The 15,961-nt window shown below is 62.2% G+C and carries 19 protein-coding genes; 6 read left to right on the forward strand and 13 right to left on the reverse strand.

All coding sequences use genetic code 11. From position 1 onward, the window contains the following. Positions 1–2: 2 nt before the first annotated feature. The 3 genes from NKI25_RS01730 to NKI25_RS01740 all read right to left on the reverse strand — a co-directional run bounded on the left by NKI25_RS01730 (position 3) and on the right by NKI25_RS01740 (position 3,970). On the reverse strand, positions 3–224 hold the full coding sequence (locus NKI25_RS01730; protein WP_352579390.1) for a hypothetical protein: 222 nt from the start codon (positions 222–224) through the stop codon (positions 3–5). A 3-nt stretch (positions 225–227) separates the two neighbouring features. After that, complete coding sequence (locus NKI25_RS01735) at positions 228–3,437, reverse strand: SGNH/GDSL hydrolase family protein (RefSeq protein WP_352997883.1); 3,210 nt, start codon at positions 3,435–3,437, stop codon at positions 228–230. 158 nt (positions 3,438–3,595) lie between these two features. Further along, a complete protein-coding gene (locus NKI25_RS01740) occupies positions 3,596–3,970 on the reverse strand; it encodes a VanZ family protein (protein ID WP_352594180.1) in 375 nt (124 codons plus the stop codon). Between the two features lie 290 nt (positions 3,971–4,260). Here NKI25_RS01740 and NKI25_RS01745 point away from each other — a divergent pair, with 290 nt between their 5' ends. The 5 genes from NKI25_RS01745 (at position 4,261) to NKI25_RS01765 (ending at position 7,472) form a co-directional block, all read left to right on the forward strand. After that, positions 4,261–4,473: a KTSC domain-containing protein gene (locus NKI25_RS01745; RefSeq protein WP_502897316.1), complete on the forward strand. Its 213-nt coding sequence runs from the start codon at positions 4,261–4,263 to the stop codon at positions 4,471–4,473. Between the two features lie 115 nt (positions 4,474–4,588). Beyond that, on the forward strand, positions 4,589–5,425 hold the full coding sequence (locus NKI25_RS01750; RefSeq protein WP_502897305.1) for an ATP-dependent DNA ligase: 837 nt from the start codon (positions 4,589–4,591) through the stop codon (positions 5,423–5,425). Positions 5,426–5,533: 108 nt separating this feature from the next. Continuing rightward, a complete protein-coding gene (locus tag NKI25_RS01755) occupies positions 5,534–5,857 on the forward strand; it encodes a hypothetical protein (RefSeq protein WP_352997887.1) in 324 nt (107 codons plus the stop codon). 559 nt (positions 5,858–6,416) lie between these two features. After that, positions 6,417–6,878, forward strand: a complete 462-nt coding sequence (locus NKI25_RS01760) for a hypothetical protein (RefSeq protein ID WP_352997889.1) — start codon at positions 6,417–6,419, stop codon at positions 6,876–6,878. A gap of 123 nt (positions 6,879–7,001) precedes the next feature. Beyond that, on the forward strand, positions 7,002–7,472 hold the full coding sequence (locus tag NKI25_RS01765; protein WP_352997891.1) for a hypothetical protein: 471 nt from the start codon (positions 7,002–7,004) through the stop codon (positions 7,470–7,472). 35 nt (positions 7,473–7,507) lie between these two features. Here NKI25_RS01765 and NKI25_RS01770 read toward each other — a convergent pair whose 3' ends face one another. The 10 genes from NKI25_RS01770 to NKI25_RS01815 all read right to left on the reverse strand — a co-directional run bounded on the left by NKI25_RS01770 (position 7,508) and on the right by NKI25_RS01815 (position 15,414). Next, positions 7,508–8,317 carry a hypothetical protein gene (locus tag NKI25_RS01770; protein ID WP_352997893.1) on the reverse strand — a complete coding sequence of 270 codons (810 nt, stop codon included), beginning with the start codon at positions 8,315–8,317 and terminating at the stop codon, positions 7,508–7,510. Then, positions 8,317–8,808: a hypothetical protein gene (locus tag NKI25_RS01775; protein WP_352571271.1), complete on the reverse strand. Its 492-nt coding sequence runs from the start codon at positions 8,806–8,808 to the stop codon at positions 8,317–8,319. Before NKI25_RS01775 ends, NKI25_RS01770 begins: the two co-directional genes overlap by 1 nt. Before the next feature lie 2 nt (positions 8,809–8,810). Then, positions 8,811–9,479, reverse strand: a complete 669-nt coding sequence (locus NKI25_RS01780; protein ID WP_352571272.1) for a hypothetical protein — start codon at positions 9,477–9,479, stop codon at positions 8,811–8,813. A gap of 215 nt (positions 9,480–9,694) precedes the next feature. Next, positions 9,695–12,151, reverse strand: coding sequence for a phage tail protein (locus NKI25_RS01785; RefSeq protein ID WP_352755554.1), 2,457 nt, complete (start codon positions 12,149–12,151; stop codon positions 9,695–9,697). Further along, entirely contained in the window at positions 12,148–12,750 is a 603-nt protein-coding gene (locus NKI25_RS01790; protein WP_352571274.1) for a phage connector family protein, read from the reverse strand. The genes NKI25_RS01785 and NKI25_RS01790 overlap by 4 nt, the downstream gene beginning before the upstream one ends. 285 nt (positions 12,751–13,035) lie before the next feature. After that, entirely contained in the window at positions 13,036–13,281 is a 246-nt protein-coding gene (locus NKI25_RS01795) for a hypothetical protein (RefSeq protein WP_031211513.1), read from the reverse strand. A 201-nt stretch (positions 13,282–13,482) separates the two neighbouring features. After that, positions 13,483–13,866: a hypothetical protein gene (locus NKI25_RS01800; protein WP_352997896.1), complete on the reverse strand. Its 384-nt coding sequence runs from the start codon at positions 13,864–13,866 to the stop codon at positions 13,483–13,485. Between the two features lie 216 nt (positions 13,867–14,082). Continuing rightward, complete coding sequence (locus NKI25_RS01805) at positions 14,083–14,352, reverse strand: hypothetical protein (RefSeq protein WP_352997898.1); 270 nt, start codon at positions 14,350–14,352, stop codon at positions 14,083–14,085. Positions 14,353–14,361: 9 nt separating this feature from the next. Continuing rightward, on the reverse strand, positions 14,362–14,685 hold the full coding sequence (locus NKI25_RS01810) for a hypothetical protein (RefSeq protein ID WP_352997900.1): 324 nt from the start codon (positions 14,683–14,685) through the stop codon (positions 14,362–14,364). A gap of 60 nt (positions 14,686–14,745) precedes the next feature. Beyond that, the gene (locus tag NKI25_RS01815) at positions 14,746–15,414 is read right to left on the reverse strand and encodes a S24 family peptidase (RefSeq protein WP_352997902.1); all 669 of its coding nucleotides are present in this window, start codon (positions 15,412–15,414) and stop codon (positions 14,746–14,748) included. Positions 15,415–15,652: 238 nt separating this feature from the next. Here NKI25_RS01815 and NKI25_RS01820 point away from each other — a divergent pair, with 238 nt between their 5' ends. Beyond that, the gene (locus NKI25_RS01820; RefSeq protein WP_352997904.1) at positions 15,653–15,958 is read left to right on the forward strand and encodes a helix-turn-helix domain-containing protein; all 306 of its coding nucleotides are present in this window, start codon (positions 15,653–15,655) and stop codon (positions 15,956–15,958) included. Positions 15,959–15,961: the final 3 nt, after the last annotated feature.

Consider the following 15,961-nt stretch of genomic DNA (forward strand, 5'->3'; position numbering starts at 1 on the left):
CCTCATCCTGCCATTGCCTGCGAATGGCGTCCAGCGTCGACTACGGCGCCGCCTACCCAGACCTCAACGAGACCCTCAATGTCGCCGTCAGGAACCGGGATTTCGCGGCTGTGTGCCGGATCCTTCGGCTTTGCGACCATGATCATTGCGCCCACCACCAGCCATTCCTCGCCCTCCTCGAGCTCGGTGATGATTTCGCCCTTATGCTGAATAGCGAATGCCATTGCTTATCCCCTTTCCGCGACTTGTTCGATGAAGCGCAGCGCATTGCCGTCATGGCCGGCATCGTTGAAATGCAAGCCCTCTTGATAGTTTCCCGAATTGATGTAGTCGAAGCCGTCGATCGGGATGGTCAGCACATTGCGCGATCGATAGGTCTGACGGATTGCGCCAAGGGCGGCATCATAGGTCCGACCGCCCGTGTAGCTTGCATCCCATGCGGCTGACGGCCGCGTCGGCGGCATCACAAGGATACGCGGTGCAGCGGCCGCTTCCAACGTGTTGATGATTGTTGCGATGTTTGCCGATATCGTGGCCGGCGGCGTGCCAAAGCTGTCATTGATGCCGAGCGCTAGGATGGGCACGATCTTGCCGCCGGCGTAGCCGCATTGAGCGGCGGCCGATGTAAGACGCGCGGTGTTGAATGACGAGAAGGCATAGCTGCCGTGTGCCGCGCGCAAGGTGCGCAGGCGCGGACGCGAGCCGGCCGCCTTGACGCCAAGCCTGATGAGCCCGGTAATCTCGATAGGACCGCCGACAGCCGTAAGAGTGTAATTGCCGCTTGCCGCCTGCCCGGTGAGCGAAGGCCCCGAATACTGATCAAGCGCCAGGGCGCCGGCGCAGTTGACGGTTTTGTACGCCGCGCCGCCGTTGAAGACAAAGGCAAGCGATCCCTGAGCGGCGTCCTGAGTGTAGTGGACGTCGACCTGTTCATAGGTGCCGGTAAACGCCAAGGACGCGCCGGCGGCGAGGATGATGCTCTCGCCGATCGGCCCGCGCGACCCTGTCAACACGCTCCCGGCGACGGTGACGCCATAGAAAGTCGGAAGATAGGTAGAGCTTGGCCGCAAAGCAGTCATGCCCGGTTCATCGTCGGCAATGCCGATATTGGCAAAACGCGTAACCAGGTTGAACCAGTGTTTCGGCCCGTCGCTGGCAAGCGCCCAATGGCCGATGCTATCGGCGATCAGGCAGAGCACATCGTTGTTGGCGATGTGTTCGGCCATCGTCGCGCGAAAGCCGTCATAGAGATTTTGCAGCGACGGCCGGCGCGGAATGAAGAAGCGCTTACTGTTGACGGCCGGCTCGCCAGGTCCCCAAAAACCGTCGCCAGATGCGGGAATGGCCGTCAAGGCGAAATTTCCAGGCGGCACATAGGGGTTGGGATGAGCGCTCGCCGCGGACGCAAACAGCGCGGTCGCATCGACGACGCCGTTCGGATCGGCGTCAGCCAGCAGGTTCATGCCGGTATTGCTGGCGCCGCCGGTCAAGGCCCGGTCGGCATCGGCGAGCAGACCGGTCTTGATCGTAAAGCGGACCTCGTACCGATGCTGGGCGGACGATGCTACGGTCGCGCCATTCGACAGCGCGCCTGATTTGATCCATGCCGGGATGCCTTGCGGGTTGACGTTGTTTTGAAATTTGTAGGCGCCACCGCTGATCGCCGGATATTTGCCGGCTGGGATTGGGATACCCAGCGGGATATGAGCGACCCCGTTGACCAGCGTCACCGCATATGTGCTTAGGACATTGACCACCAACCCGCCGAGATAGTCCACTACATGAATGAGCGCAGCGCCGGCGCCAGCGCCAGCGCCAGCGCCAACGTCGACCGCTGTAATATGGCCGTCGGCCGGCGCTGGCGTCTGCATGATGACGCTGTAGCTGCCCGGAACGTCCGACCCCGTGTTGACCAGCGTCGGCCAGCCGATTTCCTGGCTAACGCCGACAGCGGAAACGAGACCGTTTGCTGTGGTATAGGCAGCACGCGCCTTGACGGCGACTTCGCCGGTGAAGGTCGCCTTCCACTGCGGACCATTTACAGCGCCTATAGTCTTGGCAGTGTGCGAGGCCGGAACCGCCGCCGTGAACCACTCGACTTCGCCGTTCGGAATTGCCCCGGCAGTGTAGTACCAGCTACCAGCGCCAGTGCGCTGGAGGCCCATGACGCTGCCGGCAGGCTTCAGGATCGAAAGCCCTGAAACAACAGACGACGGGCCGGCTGGAACGGACATTGTCTGGTCGGAAACCAGGCTAAGCGTCCCGTCGCCCTCGACGTGGGCAATAACGATGTGGGCTATCCCCGGCACGATGCCAAATCCAAGCTCCAAGGTCGACAGATATTCATCGACCGTCGACAGCGATCCAGGCCAAAAATAGACGCTGTCGTTCGTAATCACCGTGCCGCCGACGGAACCCGTGATCGGAACGGGTCCGACGATCCTTGAGCTGATCAGGGCAATTTCCGCCGTTGCCGCGCGAACGCCCGTATCGGCCGCCACAGGCCCGGCCGTGACATTGTACAGCCCAAGCACACCAGTCGAAACTTCGGTCCAGAAATACTCGCCGACATCGACATTCCTGCCCAGCATCACCGCAGCAGCGGCGCCGGCGAGCCCTGCCGAGGCTGCAAAACTGAACGTCGGCGCCACTGTGTAGGAGCCCGGCGCCGTGATCAGTATCTGCGTCAGCGCCCCGCCCGCCACTATGAAGCGGCCGGCGGCGCCCGAACCGGTCCCGCCAGTAAACGCCAGGTCGAACGTGCCATTGGCGCCGCCCGAGCCCGCCGTGATCGCACCGTTGCCGACGACGCCGAAGCCGATTGCCGCCGCAGTCGTCGGGAAAATGCCCTTGCCGTAGAGCGAAGCGTCGCGTGCGGCCTGAGCGCTGATGACGGCCGCCGCGGCCGCGACAGCATCGAAATTGGTGGCAGCCCGGTCGGCAGTGGTTTGGCCGGCATTCGCGGCGGAAGCGGCAGCGCTCGCGGATGCCTGGCCGGCGCTGGCGGCGGCAGCATCCTTCAGCGCCTGGGTTTCATCGCGCAGCGCTTCGACCTCTTCGACCACGTCCGCGATGTCGGGCGGAACGGATGCGGCGATGGTGATGGCATCGGCGCCGACGGCCGGCTCGTCGGCCGTGAACTCGAACACGCGGTCCGCATTGTCCGACCCGATCTGGGTGTGAACGGTCGTGCCCTTCTGCAGGGTGCGGGTAGTGCGGGCATCGGCGGCGCGGAACCATTCGCCTGCGCTCGCGGTGTAGATGCCGTTCTGCGTCGGGTCGGCCTGGTCCTTGACCAGCACGCGGTCGCCGATTTCGGCCGGCACGCCATCGATGGCCTGCAGGCCGTGCAGGAGGATGTCGGCCGTGGTTGCGAGGCGCACGGGTTCGCGTTCGCCGGTCAGGAGGCGAACGGCGGCAGTTGCAGGTCGGGACATGAGGGCTTGCTCCATAAAAAAAGCCCCGCATAAGCGAGGCTGGAAGGGGTTCGGTGCTGTCGGTGGGAGACTTAAGCTACGCGGCCGGACACCGCGCTATTCGGCGCAGCCGGTATATTCACGGACGATTTTGCGGATAGTGAGCAGCGCGGTCGAGACTACAGCAATCCGCCGATGAGCCTTCTTGTCCCGCCCATGGCCGCCAGCCCGCAGGCCATGCCGGCGCAGTCGGCGACCCAGTCGAGGATATCCATATCGCGCGCGATCAGCTGCGCGCCCTGAAGCAGCTCGATCGCCGCGCCGGTAAGAGCGAGGAGCACGACCAGCCTCGTCTTGTGTTCCGGCCAGCCGAGGCTTCCGAGCGCCGCCAGCACCGCGAACGCCGCGGCGTGGTTGAGCTTGTCATGCTGGAAGGTGAAGCCCATGTCCAACTCCTGCAGGAAGCGCACCGGCGAAAGCGCGAGCAGGAGAACAACGACCAAGGTGAGCAGAAAAACGATCCTTGCCATGGTCGGAAAAGTGTCTGTGCGCAACAGGTCAATCCTTCATCTGAAACAGGAGGCGATCCAGAAGGCATCGCCAAACTGACCGCTCGGCGGTTAGCAGGCCATAAGCCAGGATCGTGACCACAATCAGACCGCTGTCCCGATGGCGGCACCAACCCGCGGAGTGGCGTACTCACCGGTGATAGCGCCAGCGCTGATCCGGTCGAGCCGGCTGCCGGGCCAAAGGTCGCTGTGGCGCGCCGAAGACTTAGAAAGCAGCTTTTAGGGAACGCGACCGTCTCCTTGATCATTGATAGCTTTTTAGTCGAGCCGCCGTGATGCCATCGACGTCGATACGCAAAACGGAATACGATTCTGAGAACAGAACCCTTTCGGTGTGGTTCGTGGCCAGCGGCAAACGGTACGAGTTTGAGGGCGTACCGCCGGAGACCTATGCTGCGTTCAAAGAAGCCTTCGCCAAGGGCCGCTACTTTAACGATCACATTCGCAATCACTTCCGTTACCGGCTTGTTGCCACTGACGACGGGTGACGACCTTGGAGGATCGCGCATCCCCCGTTCGAGGGATGCGTTCCGACATACCAAGACCTAGACCCTAGTCGTGACTAAGGGATCGACTGCCGGAGGTCTAGAGTTCATCCCTCCGATGATGCCTACTCTGGTAGCGAATCCGCCCCAGGGCGACGGATGGAGTCACGAGGTCAAGTTCGACGGCTACCGCTCCCAGATCATCATCCACGCCGGCCGCGCGCGAATCTTCACCCGGCGTGGCCTAGACTGGACATCGAAATACCGCGACCTGGCTGCGGCAGCCAAAGAGATGGACGTCCAGAACGCGATCATCGACGGCGAGATCATCGTCCTTAATGAGAATGGCCTCTCCGATTTTGCCGAACTGCGGAAAGCAATCACGCGGCGCCAGCATGATCTTTACTTCGTCGCCTTCGATCTCCTGCACCTCAACGGTCATGATCTTCGAAAGATGGCCTTAGAGGAGCGACGCGAAATCCTCGCCGGCGTGATAGAGCCCGGTGGCCGTATCCAATTCAGCGAGGCGCTGCCAGGCGAGGCAACCGCGATCTATCATTTGGTCGACAAGGCTGGCCTAGAGGGCATGGTGTCGAAGCGAATAGACAGCAAGTATGTCAGCGGCCCGACCACCAACTGGCTGAAAACCAAGTGCTACACCATTGACGAATACGACTTGCTCGGCGTCGAACGCGAGCGCGGCAAACCGGCTTTCGCCCTGATGGCCGAGCCCGGCACGCGCAAATATGTCGGCAGCGCTTTCGTCAGCGTCAATCGCGAAATGCGCGAGCGGCTGTGGAAGCGGGTCCAGGAACATGCCGGCCCACCGCCAAAGAACATGCCAAAGCGGCCGGCAACGCAATGGGTGAAGCCGGGGATCAAAGCTCGCGTCAAACATCTCAGGGGCGAGGAAGACCTGCGCCATGCATCGCTGCAAGATTTCTGGGACGACTAATAAGCGAGGAGGGTGCTACTTTTCCTTTTCAGGGTAGCTGGCTGATAAAGCCACTATTATGACACGTAATACAATGTTAAGGGTAGCAGTTCAACTGGGGAGGGGAAGATGCTTAAGGCGATTACGGTTCTGTTTGGCGTGTGGGTTGCTGCTGTGCCTTTTAATGTCGCATACGCTAACGATGACTGCTCGGAGGGGGATTGGCTGAAAGTTTTGACGAACTTGAAATGGACTCTCGCAAACGACGAGGCGAAGAGATGTGCCTTCGTCAAGATACAGAGTGGAAGCATGAACGCCTATGAGGCTTTCGCCGATTGCAATTCTGCTTTTCGTGACGGAGGCGTTACTAACCCCATACAAAACGAGTACAGAGACTGTGCTCCACAAGTCTGCAACTGGTTCATTTCGGAGAGGCTGACGCCTGCCTGCTGATTTTTGCTCAAACGACGGCAATTCTTAGCATCGCCGAGTGAGTCTTTCGACTGTCTCGATGATTGCCTTTGCAAGGGCCTCGCCCTCATGGACGGGCTCAGGCCCGTAGAGCAGCAAGACGGCCTCCTCGCTGGGCAGCACTCCGGCGGGGCACGTCTGTTCAATAGCCATGCGAACCAGTTTGAGGCCGGCCCAGGCATTTTGGATAATGTCTTGATCTCCCATGCTAGCCTACCTTGTCACGCAGCGACCGTCCTTCTCTGCTGTGGGCGATATTTCGCGACAAGCCTGACGTTGTCGATGTCGGCAGTCAACAGCGGTCTCAGGTCGTCACTGTCTCAATCGCCGTGGGGCGTGAGGTCAGCTAGGCCACCGTCAGGCCGCCCTGCCCCAGGAAGCAGCAGAGCCGCCAGTTCAGCCCGCTTTGCCAAGAGTGAACAAAAAGCGAACAATAGAGTTAAGAGCCTCTTGACCTGAGAGGAAAACATTCCTTATTCCTCTTTCATCAGAGCAGGAAGGAAATGGTGGCGAGGCGCCAGAAGCGCTGGCCGGCGAAGCTATGGCAAAAACAGCGGAGGAGAATTTTCGGATCGAGGTTTGGGACCGCGATGAAAAACGACTGGTCGAGACCATCGGGCGGTCGCCAGATTCGGTGGTGAGCCAAGCTGCCTGGCAGGCAGCTATACGCCGGCGGCCGGGAATGCTGCTAATCCATTACAACGGCCGGCATGTAATGGAGAAAATCCTAACCCCCGGCGAAACGAACGTTGAGCCCCAGACCATAGTCGACGGCAGCGTCCACGCTGGCCTCGATGCCTCCCTTGGCGACCTACGCGAATGGCATTCGCTGCGGGCATGGTGCAAAAACTGTTCGCACCATGCCCAGGTGAAGCCAGCGGGCCTCATCCGGCGGTACGGCAAAGATGCACTGTTCAGCACCGTGGAAAGGGCGCTTTTCTGCACCAATTGCGATCGAGGCGGGCCTGTTCGGCTCGAGATCCACAGCCTGCCGAGGAACTAGCCGGCCGATGGTCTAGCCTCATCATCTTCCGCTGAGTCGGTCTCGCCTAAACAAAAGACGCCGACTCCTAAAAGTATGGAAAAAGAAGTATGGTCCTCATCTCTCGATTCTTGGGGTATGGCGATGGTGGGGGAAGTCTTTGCGGGTATAGCCGCTTTTAAGACCATGTTCGATTTGGCGAAGGCTCTTAAGGAGATGGACGCCGCGAACATTCGGAATAACGCTGTCATGGATTTGCAGGACAGGATCATGACGGCGCAGACAGCTTATGCGACGCTGGCCGGCAGCGTAGGCGAGCTTGAAGCACAAGTGCGAAGCTTCGAAACATGGGAAGCTGAGAAACAGCGCTACCAGCTTGAAGAACTGCCACCCGGTATTTTGATGTACCGCCTGAAGAGCGGCATGGAGAACGGCGAACCGCCTCATAAGATATGTGCCAATTGCTATAACAAGGGCATCAAATCCCTGCTGCACAACACCGGAACGTACAACGGAAGAACTCATTGGAAATGCCACTCCTGCGGCTTTGATGAGCAAACTGGGAATTTCACCCCGCCTCCAGTTAACCGGCGAGGAGACGGCCCTTGGCGCTAGTGTGAGAGCCAAGGTGTGGTTGGGCTTCGGAGGAACTAGCCGATACCGGCGGGCACATCGGCCGTACGCGCCGAGGCTGCGTGCGCCTGTCGGACCAACACCTGTCTTTCGTCAGGCGTGAGATCAGCGAGGCGGGCGTCCCCCGGCCCCGCCCCCAGCACCTCCGCAGCGCGCTTCGGGTCTTGGGCGATCATCGCCTGGACGAGCGCCTTTGCCGCGTTGCTGCGCCAGGCGGCCTCGGCAGCTTGCCGGGCCACCGGGTTGCCCATCTTGCCGATCAGGTCGAGCCCGCTCTGCCTGATCGCCTCGAACGTGCCGCTGTCGTCCGGGTCGCCCTGCGCGATGGCGCTTGTGTAACCGTCCTCGACCTTGCTCCACTCGGCCTGCTCATAGTTCTGGCGCCGCGCGTGCTGCTGCGCGGCCATGCGCGCCGAGCCGGCGAGCCGCAGAGCCTGCTTTTGCGCGAGGAAGTTGGCGCGTTCGCCCTCCGGCACTTTCGCCGCGGTCTCGTCGAAGATCTGGTCGAACAGGCCGGGCTTGACGACGCCGTCGCTGCGCGGATCGAGCTGGCCATACATGAAGTCGTGCAGGCCGCCGCCGTCGGCCGGCGCGGTCTGCACCGCCACGGCCTCGGCGTGCGCTATGCGTGCGTTCAGTTCGCGGCCGATAATATCGGCGTCGAACGCATCCTGCTGCTGCTTCTGTTGCTTGAAGCGCTCGGCAATCGCCGACAGCTCGTCGCCAAAGCCTTGCATAGCGGCGTCCACCGGCGAGCCGTTGGGATAGGAGGCCACACTGCCGGTATCGAGCCGGCGCTGGGCAAGCTGGAGCGGGATGGTGGCCATCAGTAGAGGCCTCCACCCGGCGCCGGCGGGAAGGCGCTTCTGCCGAACGTCACCGCCTTGGCCGGGTCGTAGAGGCCGGAAAGGCCCGACACGAGACTGCCGCCCGCCTTGAAGATCGAGGCGCCCACTGCCTGCCTGCCGGAAAAGCGCGAAATCGCAGCCTGCGTGGCGAGACCGTTCTGGCGCAGCTGCGAGCCGTACTGGATCGCCTTGAGGTCGAGCTGGCCCTGCCTGGCATTGGCCGCCAGCACCTCGGTCGGCGAGCCTGCTATGGCGACGCCCGAAGCGCCGGCCTGGGCACGCGCCTGCGCCTGCCGCAGGTCCTGCTTATGGCGCTCCTGGCCCTGCTCGAAGGCCGAGCTTTGGGCGTCGGCCCGCGCCTGCTGTTCATAGGCTTTGGCCTGGTAGTCGGCCATTTGCTTCGACCGCTGGCCTTCCGCCAGCGCGCCGCCGACCGAAAGCGCCGTACCGATAAGAGCTAGTGTGCACATGGTCAGCCTCGTTCGCCGGCGGGAATGAATTTGCTTTTGATGCCGCCGACCGGCCCGCCGATCGCAGGGCGCCGGTCGAGCACGCCGCCGGGGCTGAGGAAGGACAAAAGCAGTCGGTCGGCCTGGATCGCCGGGCGGCTGAGACGCGATGGCGCGGCGGCGCTCGGGCCGGCCATGGCAGTGCGCCGGATGGTGGTCAGGTTGACCTTCAGCCCGACGGCGCCGTCGGCATCGAAAAGGCCGTTGGCGGCGATGACGGCGCGGCTCAAGGCATCGGCCGCGAACAGCTCCTGGCGCAGTTGCTCGATCAGCCAGTGGACCGTGCGCCAGCGCTCGCCGAGCGCCTCGGCCTTTGTCCTGACTTCGTCGCCGGGCGCAGGCGTGGCGACGGCAGCTTCGGCGGGGGGTTCGTCCAGGGGGGCGCCAACGCGGCGCTCGTCCGCGTCCTCGATGGTTTTCTCGATCAGCGCGATTTCAGCGTTGCAGTCGTCCAATGCGGCACGCGCCGCCGTCAAATTGCCGGCGCCGAAGATCGCGTGAAACTTTTCCGTTTCCAGTTCGGCCTTGCGGGCGATCGCATTGTTGAGGTCGGTGTCGAGCAAGGCGCGGATGGCAGCGAAATCGGCAGCCGTCCGCGCCCTGCCGAGGTCTTCGGGATGGGTTGGGGTCACGGGTGGGTTCCTTGGTTGGGGAAGCGATGGAAGACGGAGCGGGTGATCTCCCCCCTCGAGGGGGAGATGGCCGGTAGGCCAGAGGGGGTCGTCTCGCGTGGAGCGCCGGCGTTCTTCCCCCGCGATGGAGGCGATAGGAGGCCGCGTCAGGACGAACCGACCCCCTCTGTCGCCTTCGGCGACATCTCCCCCTCGAGGGGGGAGATCAGCAGTTTCTAAGGCTCGGCGTCGAACACCGGTGTCATCGCCCTGATCGTGCAGGGCGTTGGATTGACGTGGCGGATCTTCACCCGCCCCTGCCCTTCCCAGCTATCGTCGATCGGCACCTCGACATTGCCGGTGAACAATTTCGCCACGCCGTCGGGTGCAACCACGGACGGGATGCGAACCTGCTCCCAGCGGCCGCGGATGAACGACTGGACCTGAAGCCCGGTTGTGTCGGTTTCCAGCAGCGAAAGAATGAGCTTGGCCACCTTCTTGCGCCGCCCGACGATCGATCCGTCGCGGCCGCCGACATCGAGCTCCAGCGTGTTGGCTTCGGACTGGTAGCCGAGCCCGACCTGCCATTTGGCTGCCGTAGCCCCACCGGGCAGCGAGACCGCGCCAGCGGCCACAGCAAGGCCCTTGTAGACCTTGCCATCGGCCAGGACGTCGGCTGTTTCGCCGTTGAGATGATCAAGCCCTGAGACCGTGCCCACAGCGACGCCACCATAGGTCAGGCCGCAGTCGACTTCGAATGCATCGCCGATCCCGCCATACTCGAACGGCGCGGTCTTTATTTCGATATAGCGCCTGGTCACGCCGCCGATCGTGCGCTTGACGATCAGCCAGAGATCGTCGTTGCCGTCCTGGCCGGGCGTCACCACGGCGCTTTCGACAACGGCCCAGCTCGATCCTGCGAAGCTTCCGGCGATCTGGTGGATGTGCATGCCGCGAACGTCCTGCGACGGCTGGTGCGTGTAGCCGCCGAGTTCGCCATCCCCGAGCGGGAACCAGAGCAGCGGATCGGGGTCGGTCTGGAAGGCGAGTTCGACGACGCCTCTCTTGGGAATGTGCTCCGATATTTGACCGACATCGTCGGAGGTGAAGCGGCCGGTGGCGTTTTGCGTCAGCTCGGCGATCGATTTGCGGGAGCGGGTGATATAGAGGAACGACTGCCCCGCATCGACAGGACGCAGCGGGGCACAACCGAAAGTCCGCGACCGGCGGTTCTTGAACGAGGACGGCGTCAGCGCCTCGTCGATGCCGGAGCCAGACAGCGCCCTCACCCCGCCAAGCGTTCCGATGATCAGCGCGCCGTCCGATTCCGCCACCCACGTAATGTCATTGGCCTGGCCGCCGCCGGCCTGCACGAATTCCAGCGCGTCGGTGTCTTTCTCGCCGGTGGCGAAGTTGTCGAAATCGCCGGTTTGCGAGGCATAGACCGAGAATTTGCGGCTGAACGCCAGGCGCTCCTCGTAAAGCGAACCGCTCTGCACGTACTTGCCGGGCACGAACGTGCCGAGACGCCAGCGGATGATCGGGCTGAGATCGGGCAGAGCGTGCCCGTACAACTGAACCGTGACCACCATGGTGCTGGTCCGGGCAACGACCTTGGCCCAGCGCCAGAAGCCATCCGCGCCAAGCAGACGAATGGCACGGCCGACATCGCTGGTCTGGAAGCCGATGCCGTCATTGATGCCGACGATCGAGGAGGCCGAAAGATCAAATGGCGTTTGCGACGGCGCGTATTCGTGCAGGGCCAGTTCGGCGATAGCGGTTCCGTCGCTGCCGCCACCTGAAAACAGCAGCTGATAATATTCGTAGGCAACCGTGTTGTTGAAGCCGTCGAAGAAGCGGGTTTCCGACTTGGACCAGCCGGTCTCTCCGTCCCGGCTGTCGAGCGTCGTCCAGTCGGTGCCGTTGTGCGAGGCCTGGAATTGCCACTGGGTCGGCGATGCAGTGTCTGAGTGATCATTCGTGGCGGTAATCCAGTAGGCGTCGACCGTCTTGGCCCCGCCGCCGCCGAACTGGTAGCGCAGATACCCGCTCGGAAAGCCCGCTATGTTCTCCCCCTTCTGCTTGTCGCCATCGAACACCTGCCACACGTCGGATGAGCCGTTGCTGTTGCTGACCGTGCCGCTTGGCAGCGTATTCGCGGCCATGACCGGCATGGCGTTGCCGGTTGCGGCCGGCGTTAGCGTCGTGGCCGTGGTGTTGATCTTGTCGTAAGGGCCGTCGAGAAAGACGAAATCGGCCAGCGTCCAGGTCGTGTGCGCGGTGCGCGTCAGCACTTTGACCGGATGATCCTTGTGGGTGATCCACATCTGGTCTGCCGACTGGACGAATTGCAGGTCGAACAGATCGGCCTCGAGATAAGGCGAAACGACTTCGACCGTGCCGACACGCGCGCCATAGGCGTAGACGCGGATGTAAAGATCGCCGAATTCGAGCGCATAGGCCTGATCAGCCGAGAAGATGAACGGGATCAGCCGTGTCGCCTTTGATGAGTCCCTCACCTCCGCGCAAAAATAGGTGCCGCCACGCTTCCTGATGCCGCCATGCGGCAGCGTGACGAAGTTCGTGCATTTCGACAGCGCCGCCCGGTAGAGGTCGAGCGAGGCGCGAGCATGCAAGCGGGGAGAAATCTCGCCGCGGATGAAAGCGTCCTGGACCGGATAGAGCGTGGTCATCGGCCGTCGCCCCGGCTGTCGCCGCGCTGGAAAGCCCAGGACGTCGTCGAAAATCTGCCGCCGCGCTGGATGGCATTGGCCGAGTAGGCTGCATCCAGCGCTCTGTCATAGGCGCTGCGTGCGACGTCGATCATGCTGGCCTTGTGGGTCAACGGATGGGCGATCTTGATGGCGAGCGCCGCCACCAGCACTTCGCTGAACAGCGCGTCCCAGTCGTTGGGGTCGGTCAGATTGGCGACATAGCGGAGGATGCGCGGCCCGGCCTGATCCGAATAGACCAACCCGGCCTCCTGCCGCCATGAGAGCGGCACGCCATCCGGCTCGCCGCTATGGGTCAGCGGCAAGGGCCGCAGGCAGTCGGCGGGAAGCTCATAGGCGAAGTTCAGCGTGCCAGCGCCGCTGCCGGTGTCGAAGCCGGCGACCGAGGCCGCCAGGATGGCGAAGACAAAGGCGTGCTTGGTCAATTCGGCCTCGCGGGTCAGGTCGAAATGCAGATTGAGCAGGCGTGCCGCCTTGGCGTCCTGGTCGAGGCTTTCGATCGGCGCCTCGTCGAGCACGGCGAGCGCCATGTTGGCGATGTCGAGCGGGGTGATGGCCATGGCTCAGGCCTCCGGCTGTGTGGTTGGTCGGGGAAAACGGGGCATGGTGCCTCCACGGCAAAAAGCCGCTTCAAGGCGGCTGGGATTTCTTGTGATTTTGGCTTGGGCGGAACGTTGCACGTCTCGTGCATCGAACGTCACGACTCCAACCGCCCGTCAGGAAACGGGTGGCAGGCGCTGCGTCAGCCGTCTTTTTCCCATTCGAGCAAGGAAGACGGCAATGCTTCGGCTATTGCAGTTTCACGACACCGCCGCGCAACGCGGCGATGTCTTGCCTGAATTGTGTCAGCCGACGTGTGCGCCGGTCGAGATTCCTGTTTCAGCTGACTTGGCAAAGACGCTTGCTTTCACCCTTCCGGCACCTCCTGCCAAAGCCAAGCCCCTGTCCAGGGCGTCCTGAAGACTTGGCGTGTAGTAGGCGGTGTCTTCCAGGCCGCTGAAGAAGTTTATGCGATGAACTTCCCCCTTCTTGCTCATGACAATGCCCGCTTTTCGGAGCACTTCCTGAACTGTTTTGTACTTCATGTTCATGGTGACCTCCCTTACCAAGACAAGGCAGCATCGCCCTTTCTTGTAACTGTTTGGTGCCGTCGATTGGCCAAAGGGCAACATGAATGTTGTAGCGAACGCCAAAATTCACATCACTCCGACGCAGCGCAGCGGGTGAACTTGGGATTCGCCGACCTGGTGTCCCGAAGGGGCGGGACGTCTGACGCCCGCCCCTTCGCCCGATCAGGCCTCGGTCGTCTTCAGCGCGATGAACGTCATGTGCTTGACGCTCGACGCCGTGCGGTCCCAGTTTGCCGCCAGTGCCAGTTCGGCATCGGTGGCGAATTCGCCGGCCGAGGACGCGTCGAGAAAGCGGGTGCCCGGCACATGCGGCACGAAATGCCGGCGGCCGACCATTTCGGTGACACCACCGCCATGGCCCTGCCGCGGCTTGCGGTCGAACTCGAGTGGCCCGCCTTCGGTGTTGACCGGCAGCTCGTTCCACAGGATCGCCTTGTCCTTGAACATGAACGCCGTGTAGACGCCGCCGGCAACCGGAATGTCGTCGTCGACGACGGCCCTGAGCCCCATGTAATAGGGGATCAGCGGCCCGCCTGTAATGCGCAAGATCAGATGGCATCAGCCGCATAATCCTGGGAAAAGGTGACAATTGCCGGGAAAGACCGCGAGATGCCCGGAAAACAAGGCATTGAGTGGGAACAGGCGGGGCCAGAAAGCCCGATAGCCAGAAAGCGGCTGCGCAAATTCACTTGGCACCAAAACCATCAGCAGCGCGAGCGCGCGCAAGATCGGATGGCAGCAAGAAACATAGAACTTGATGTGCTAGCGCCCGCCCTTGGCCTGTGCGTAGGCGCTCCGCTCGATAGGCGTGGTGCTGTCCGGCGTATAGATGACGCCGACCGCCTTACCGCCGCACCTGGCGCACTTAAACTTCGGAGTGAGGTCGTCTGCCATGGCCGGCGCGTCAGGGCCGAACCGGTCGCGAAGTTTTCCAAGGTCAAGAACCTGACTGTGGTGGCAAGATGTGCGGTGGCAGTAGGCCGTCACTGTCATCCGGGCGTCGATCAGGGATTGGAGCGTCCACGCGGCCATGCCGACCGCCTAGTTCAGCGCCGCTCGCGGCCGGTAGCCCTGCAGAGCCGCGCCGATGGCCAGCATGACGGCTTCGCCAGGATCATCGAGCATGCGCAGCGTGTCGGGATCGTCGCCGGGAACGCCCCGGATCGGCAGAACCTGGTAGGCGCCGTCGAACGGCAGAGCATCGCCGTTGGCGTAGAAATTCAGGCCGGGGAAGCTGTCCTTCAGGAAAGCCTCCACCTCGCGCAGCGCCGGTTCGGACCGGAAATCCGCCCCGGAGGGCGCCAAAACCACGAAACTGCTGGCCTCGTCGTCGGACGAGCCCGAAATGTCGATTGCGAAATGCATAGGAGCCCCCAGCCGGATGTTCCTATTCTGTTCACAAGCCCGCAGGAGTCAAGCGCGCGCTTAGATCGATCCCCCTGCCCAGCGCACGCGACCGCCAATTATCAACTCCTGCTGCTCGGCCAAAGGCACTTCCTCCGTCTGATAGCGCGGGTTGTCGCTCTTCAGCAGCAAGAGGCCGGAATGCAGCAATTGCAGGCGCTTGAGCCTGACCAGGCCGCCATAGACCAGCACGTAGATCGCCTCGTCGATGAATTCGCGGATTGAGACGTCGACGATCATCAGGTCGCCGTCGTTGATCGTCTCGCGCATCGAATCACCCTTGGCCACCATCAGCCGGGCGAATTTCGGGCTGACGCCGATACGGCGCAGCCATTCTTCCCGAAATGCGAAGATATCCGGCTCGCTCTCCTCGTAAAGGTCGAGGCTGCCGGCGCCGGCGCTCGGCCGGATTTCTATCCTCGGAACCGGCACAAAGCCATCAGGCACGCCGTGGGTAACGACAAGGCTGTTCAGTTGCCCTGGGCGCATCGGCCCGCGTTCAGCCGCAAGCCATTCTAGGCTGACGTTCAGCGCTGCCGCCAGTTCCGCAGCCTTGTCGACCAGGGGAATGGTCCCTTGCAGGTATTTCCTAATGGTCGAATCACCAATTCCCGAACGCTTTGCAAAAGTGCCCGGTTTTTCGCCGTCCAGTGCGAGTTCTAATCGCTGCGCGAAGGTCGTCTCTGGCATTCCCGAACTCTGACCACGGGTCAGAGTTTGCATTTGCGCGGCGCTATCAAAAATAACCATGCAAAAACAAACCCTTACTCGTTTTCGCACTGCAGGGCGGTTTTTGAACTCTGACGCGACAAAATCGCGCTCCTAGCTTGTAAAAATCGCCTAGTAGTGCGACATTTGTCGCGACTAGTGTTGTTTCCAACTTTAACCATCCGCCCTCTGCAAAGGCCGGACGATCGGTGGAGCCGCCATGGACAAGCCTCAGGTGTGGGACCGTCATGCCATCAACGCCGAGCTTCGGCGCCGTGGCATGAACCTGACCGGGATCGCCAAAAGCGCTGGCCTTTATTCCAGCGCCTGCAGGCAAGGGATTATTGGCCTGAGCCGCCCAGGTGCGGAAGCAATCGCCGCCGCCCTGGATATCCCCTTTCGAACCCTATTCCCGACTCTCTACACCAGAGGCCGCCATGACGAGGTGGACACTACCAGCACCGCCCGTCGCAGCGGAAGTACAAAAGTTGCACTCATTTTAGACGCCACGTCCGGCGCGCCCTGAGGC

This window comes from Mesorhizobium sp. M0808 (assembly GCF_040320025.1).
Classification (GTDB): Bacteria; Pseudomonadota; Alphaproteobacteria; order Rhizobiales; family Rhizobiaceae; genus Mesorhizobium.

Bases quoted from the DNA above. Each gene is read 5' to 3' on its own strand.
- NKI25_RS01730 (WP_352579390.1), bottom strand. From the start codon at position 224: ATGGCATTCGCTATTCAGCATAAGGGCGAAATCATCACCGAGCTCGAG.
- NKI25_RS01735 (WP_352997883.1), bottom strand. From the start codon at position 3,437: ATGTCCCGACCTGCAACTGCCGCCGTTCGCCTCCTGACCGGCGAACGC.
- NKI25_RS01745 (WP_502897316.1), top strand. From the start codon at position 4,261: ATGCCATCGACGTCGATACGCAAAACGGAATACGATTCTGAGAACAGA.
- NKI25_RS01750 (WP_502897305.1), top strand. From the start codon at position 4,589: ATGATGCCTACTCTGGTAGCGAATCCGCCCCAGGGCGACGGATGGAGT.
- NKI25_RS01755 (WP_352997887.1), top strand. From the start codon at position 5,534: ATGCTTAAGGCGATTACGGTTCTGTTTGGCGTGTGGGTTGCTGCTGTG.
- NKI25_RS01760 (WP_352997889.1), top strand. From the start codon at position 6,417: ATGGCAAAAACAGCGGAGGAGAATTTTCGGATCGAGGTTTGGGACCGC.
- NKI25_RS01765 (WP_352997891.1), top strand. From the start codon at position 7,002: ATGGTGGGGGAAGTCTTTGCGGGTATAGCCGCTTTTAAGACCATGTTC.
- NKI25_RS01770 (WP_352997893.1), bottom strand. From the start codon at position 8,317: ATGGCCACCATCCCGCTCCAGCTTGCCCAGCGCCGGCTCGATACCGGC.
- NKI25_RS01775 (WP_352571271.1), bottom strand. From the start codon at position 8,808: ATGTGCACACTAGCTCTTATCGGTACGGCGCTTTCGGTCGGCGGCGCG.
- NKI25_RS01785 (WP_352755554.1), bottom strand. From the start codon at position 12,151: ATGACCACGCTCTATCCGGTCCAGGACGCTTTCATCCGCGGCGAGATT.
- NKI25_RS01790 (WP_352571274.1), bottom strand. From the start codon at position 12,750: ATGGCCATCACCCCGCTCGACATCGCCAACATGGCGCTCGCCGTGCTC.
- NKI25_RS01795 (WP_031211513.1), bottom strand. From the start codon at position 13,281: ATGAACATGAAGTACAAAACAGTTCAGGAAGTGCTCCGAAAAGCGGGC.
- NKI25_RS01805 (WP_352997898.1), bottom strand. From the start codon at position 14,352: ATGGCCGCGTGGACGCTCCAATCCCTGATCGACGCCCGGATGACAGTG.
- NKI25_RS01810 (WP_352997900.1), bottom strand. From the start codon at position 14,685: ATGCATTTCGCAATCGACATTTCGGGCTCGTCCGACGACGAGGCCAGC.
- NKI25_RS01815 (WP_352997902.1), bottom strand. From the start codon at position 15,414: ATGCCAGAGACGACCTTCGCGCAGCGATTAGAACTCGCACTGGACGGC.
- NKI25_RS01820 (WP_352997904.1), top strand. From the start codon at position 15,653: ATGGACAAGCCTCAGGTGTGGGACCGTCATGCCATCAACGCCGAGCTT.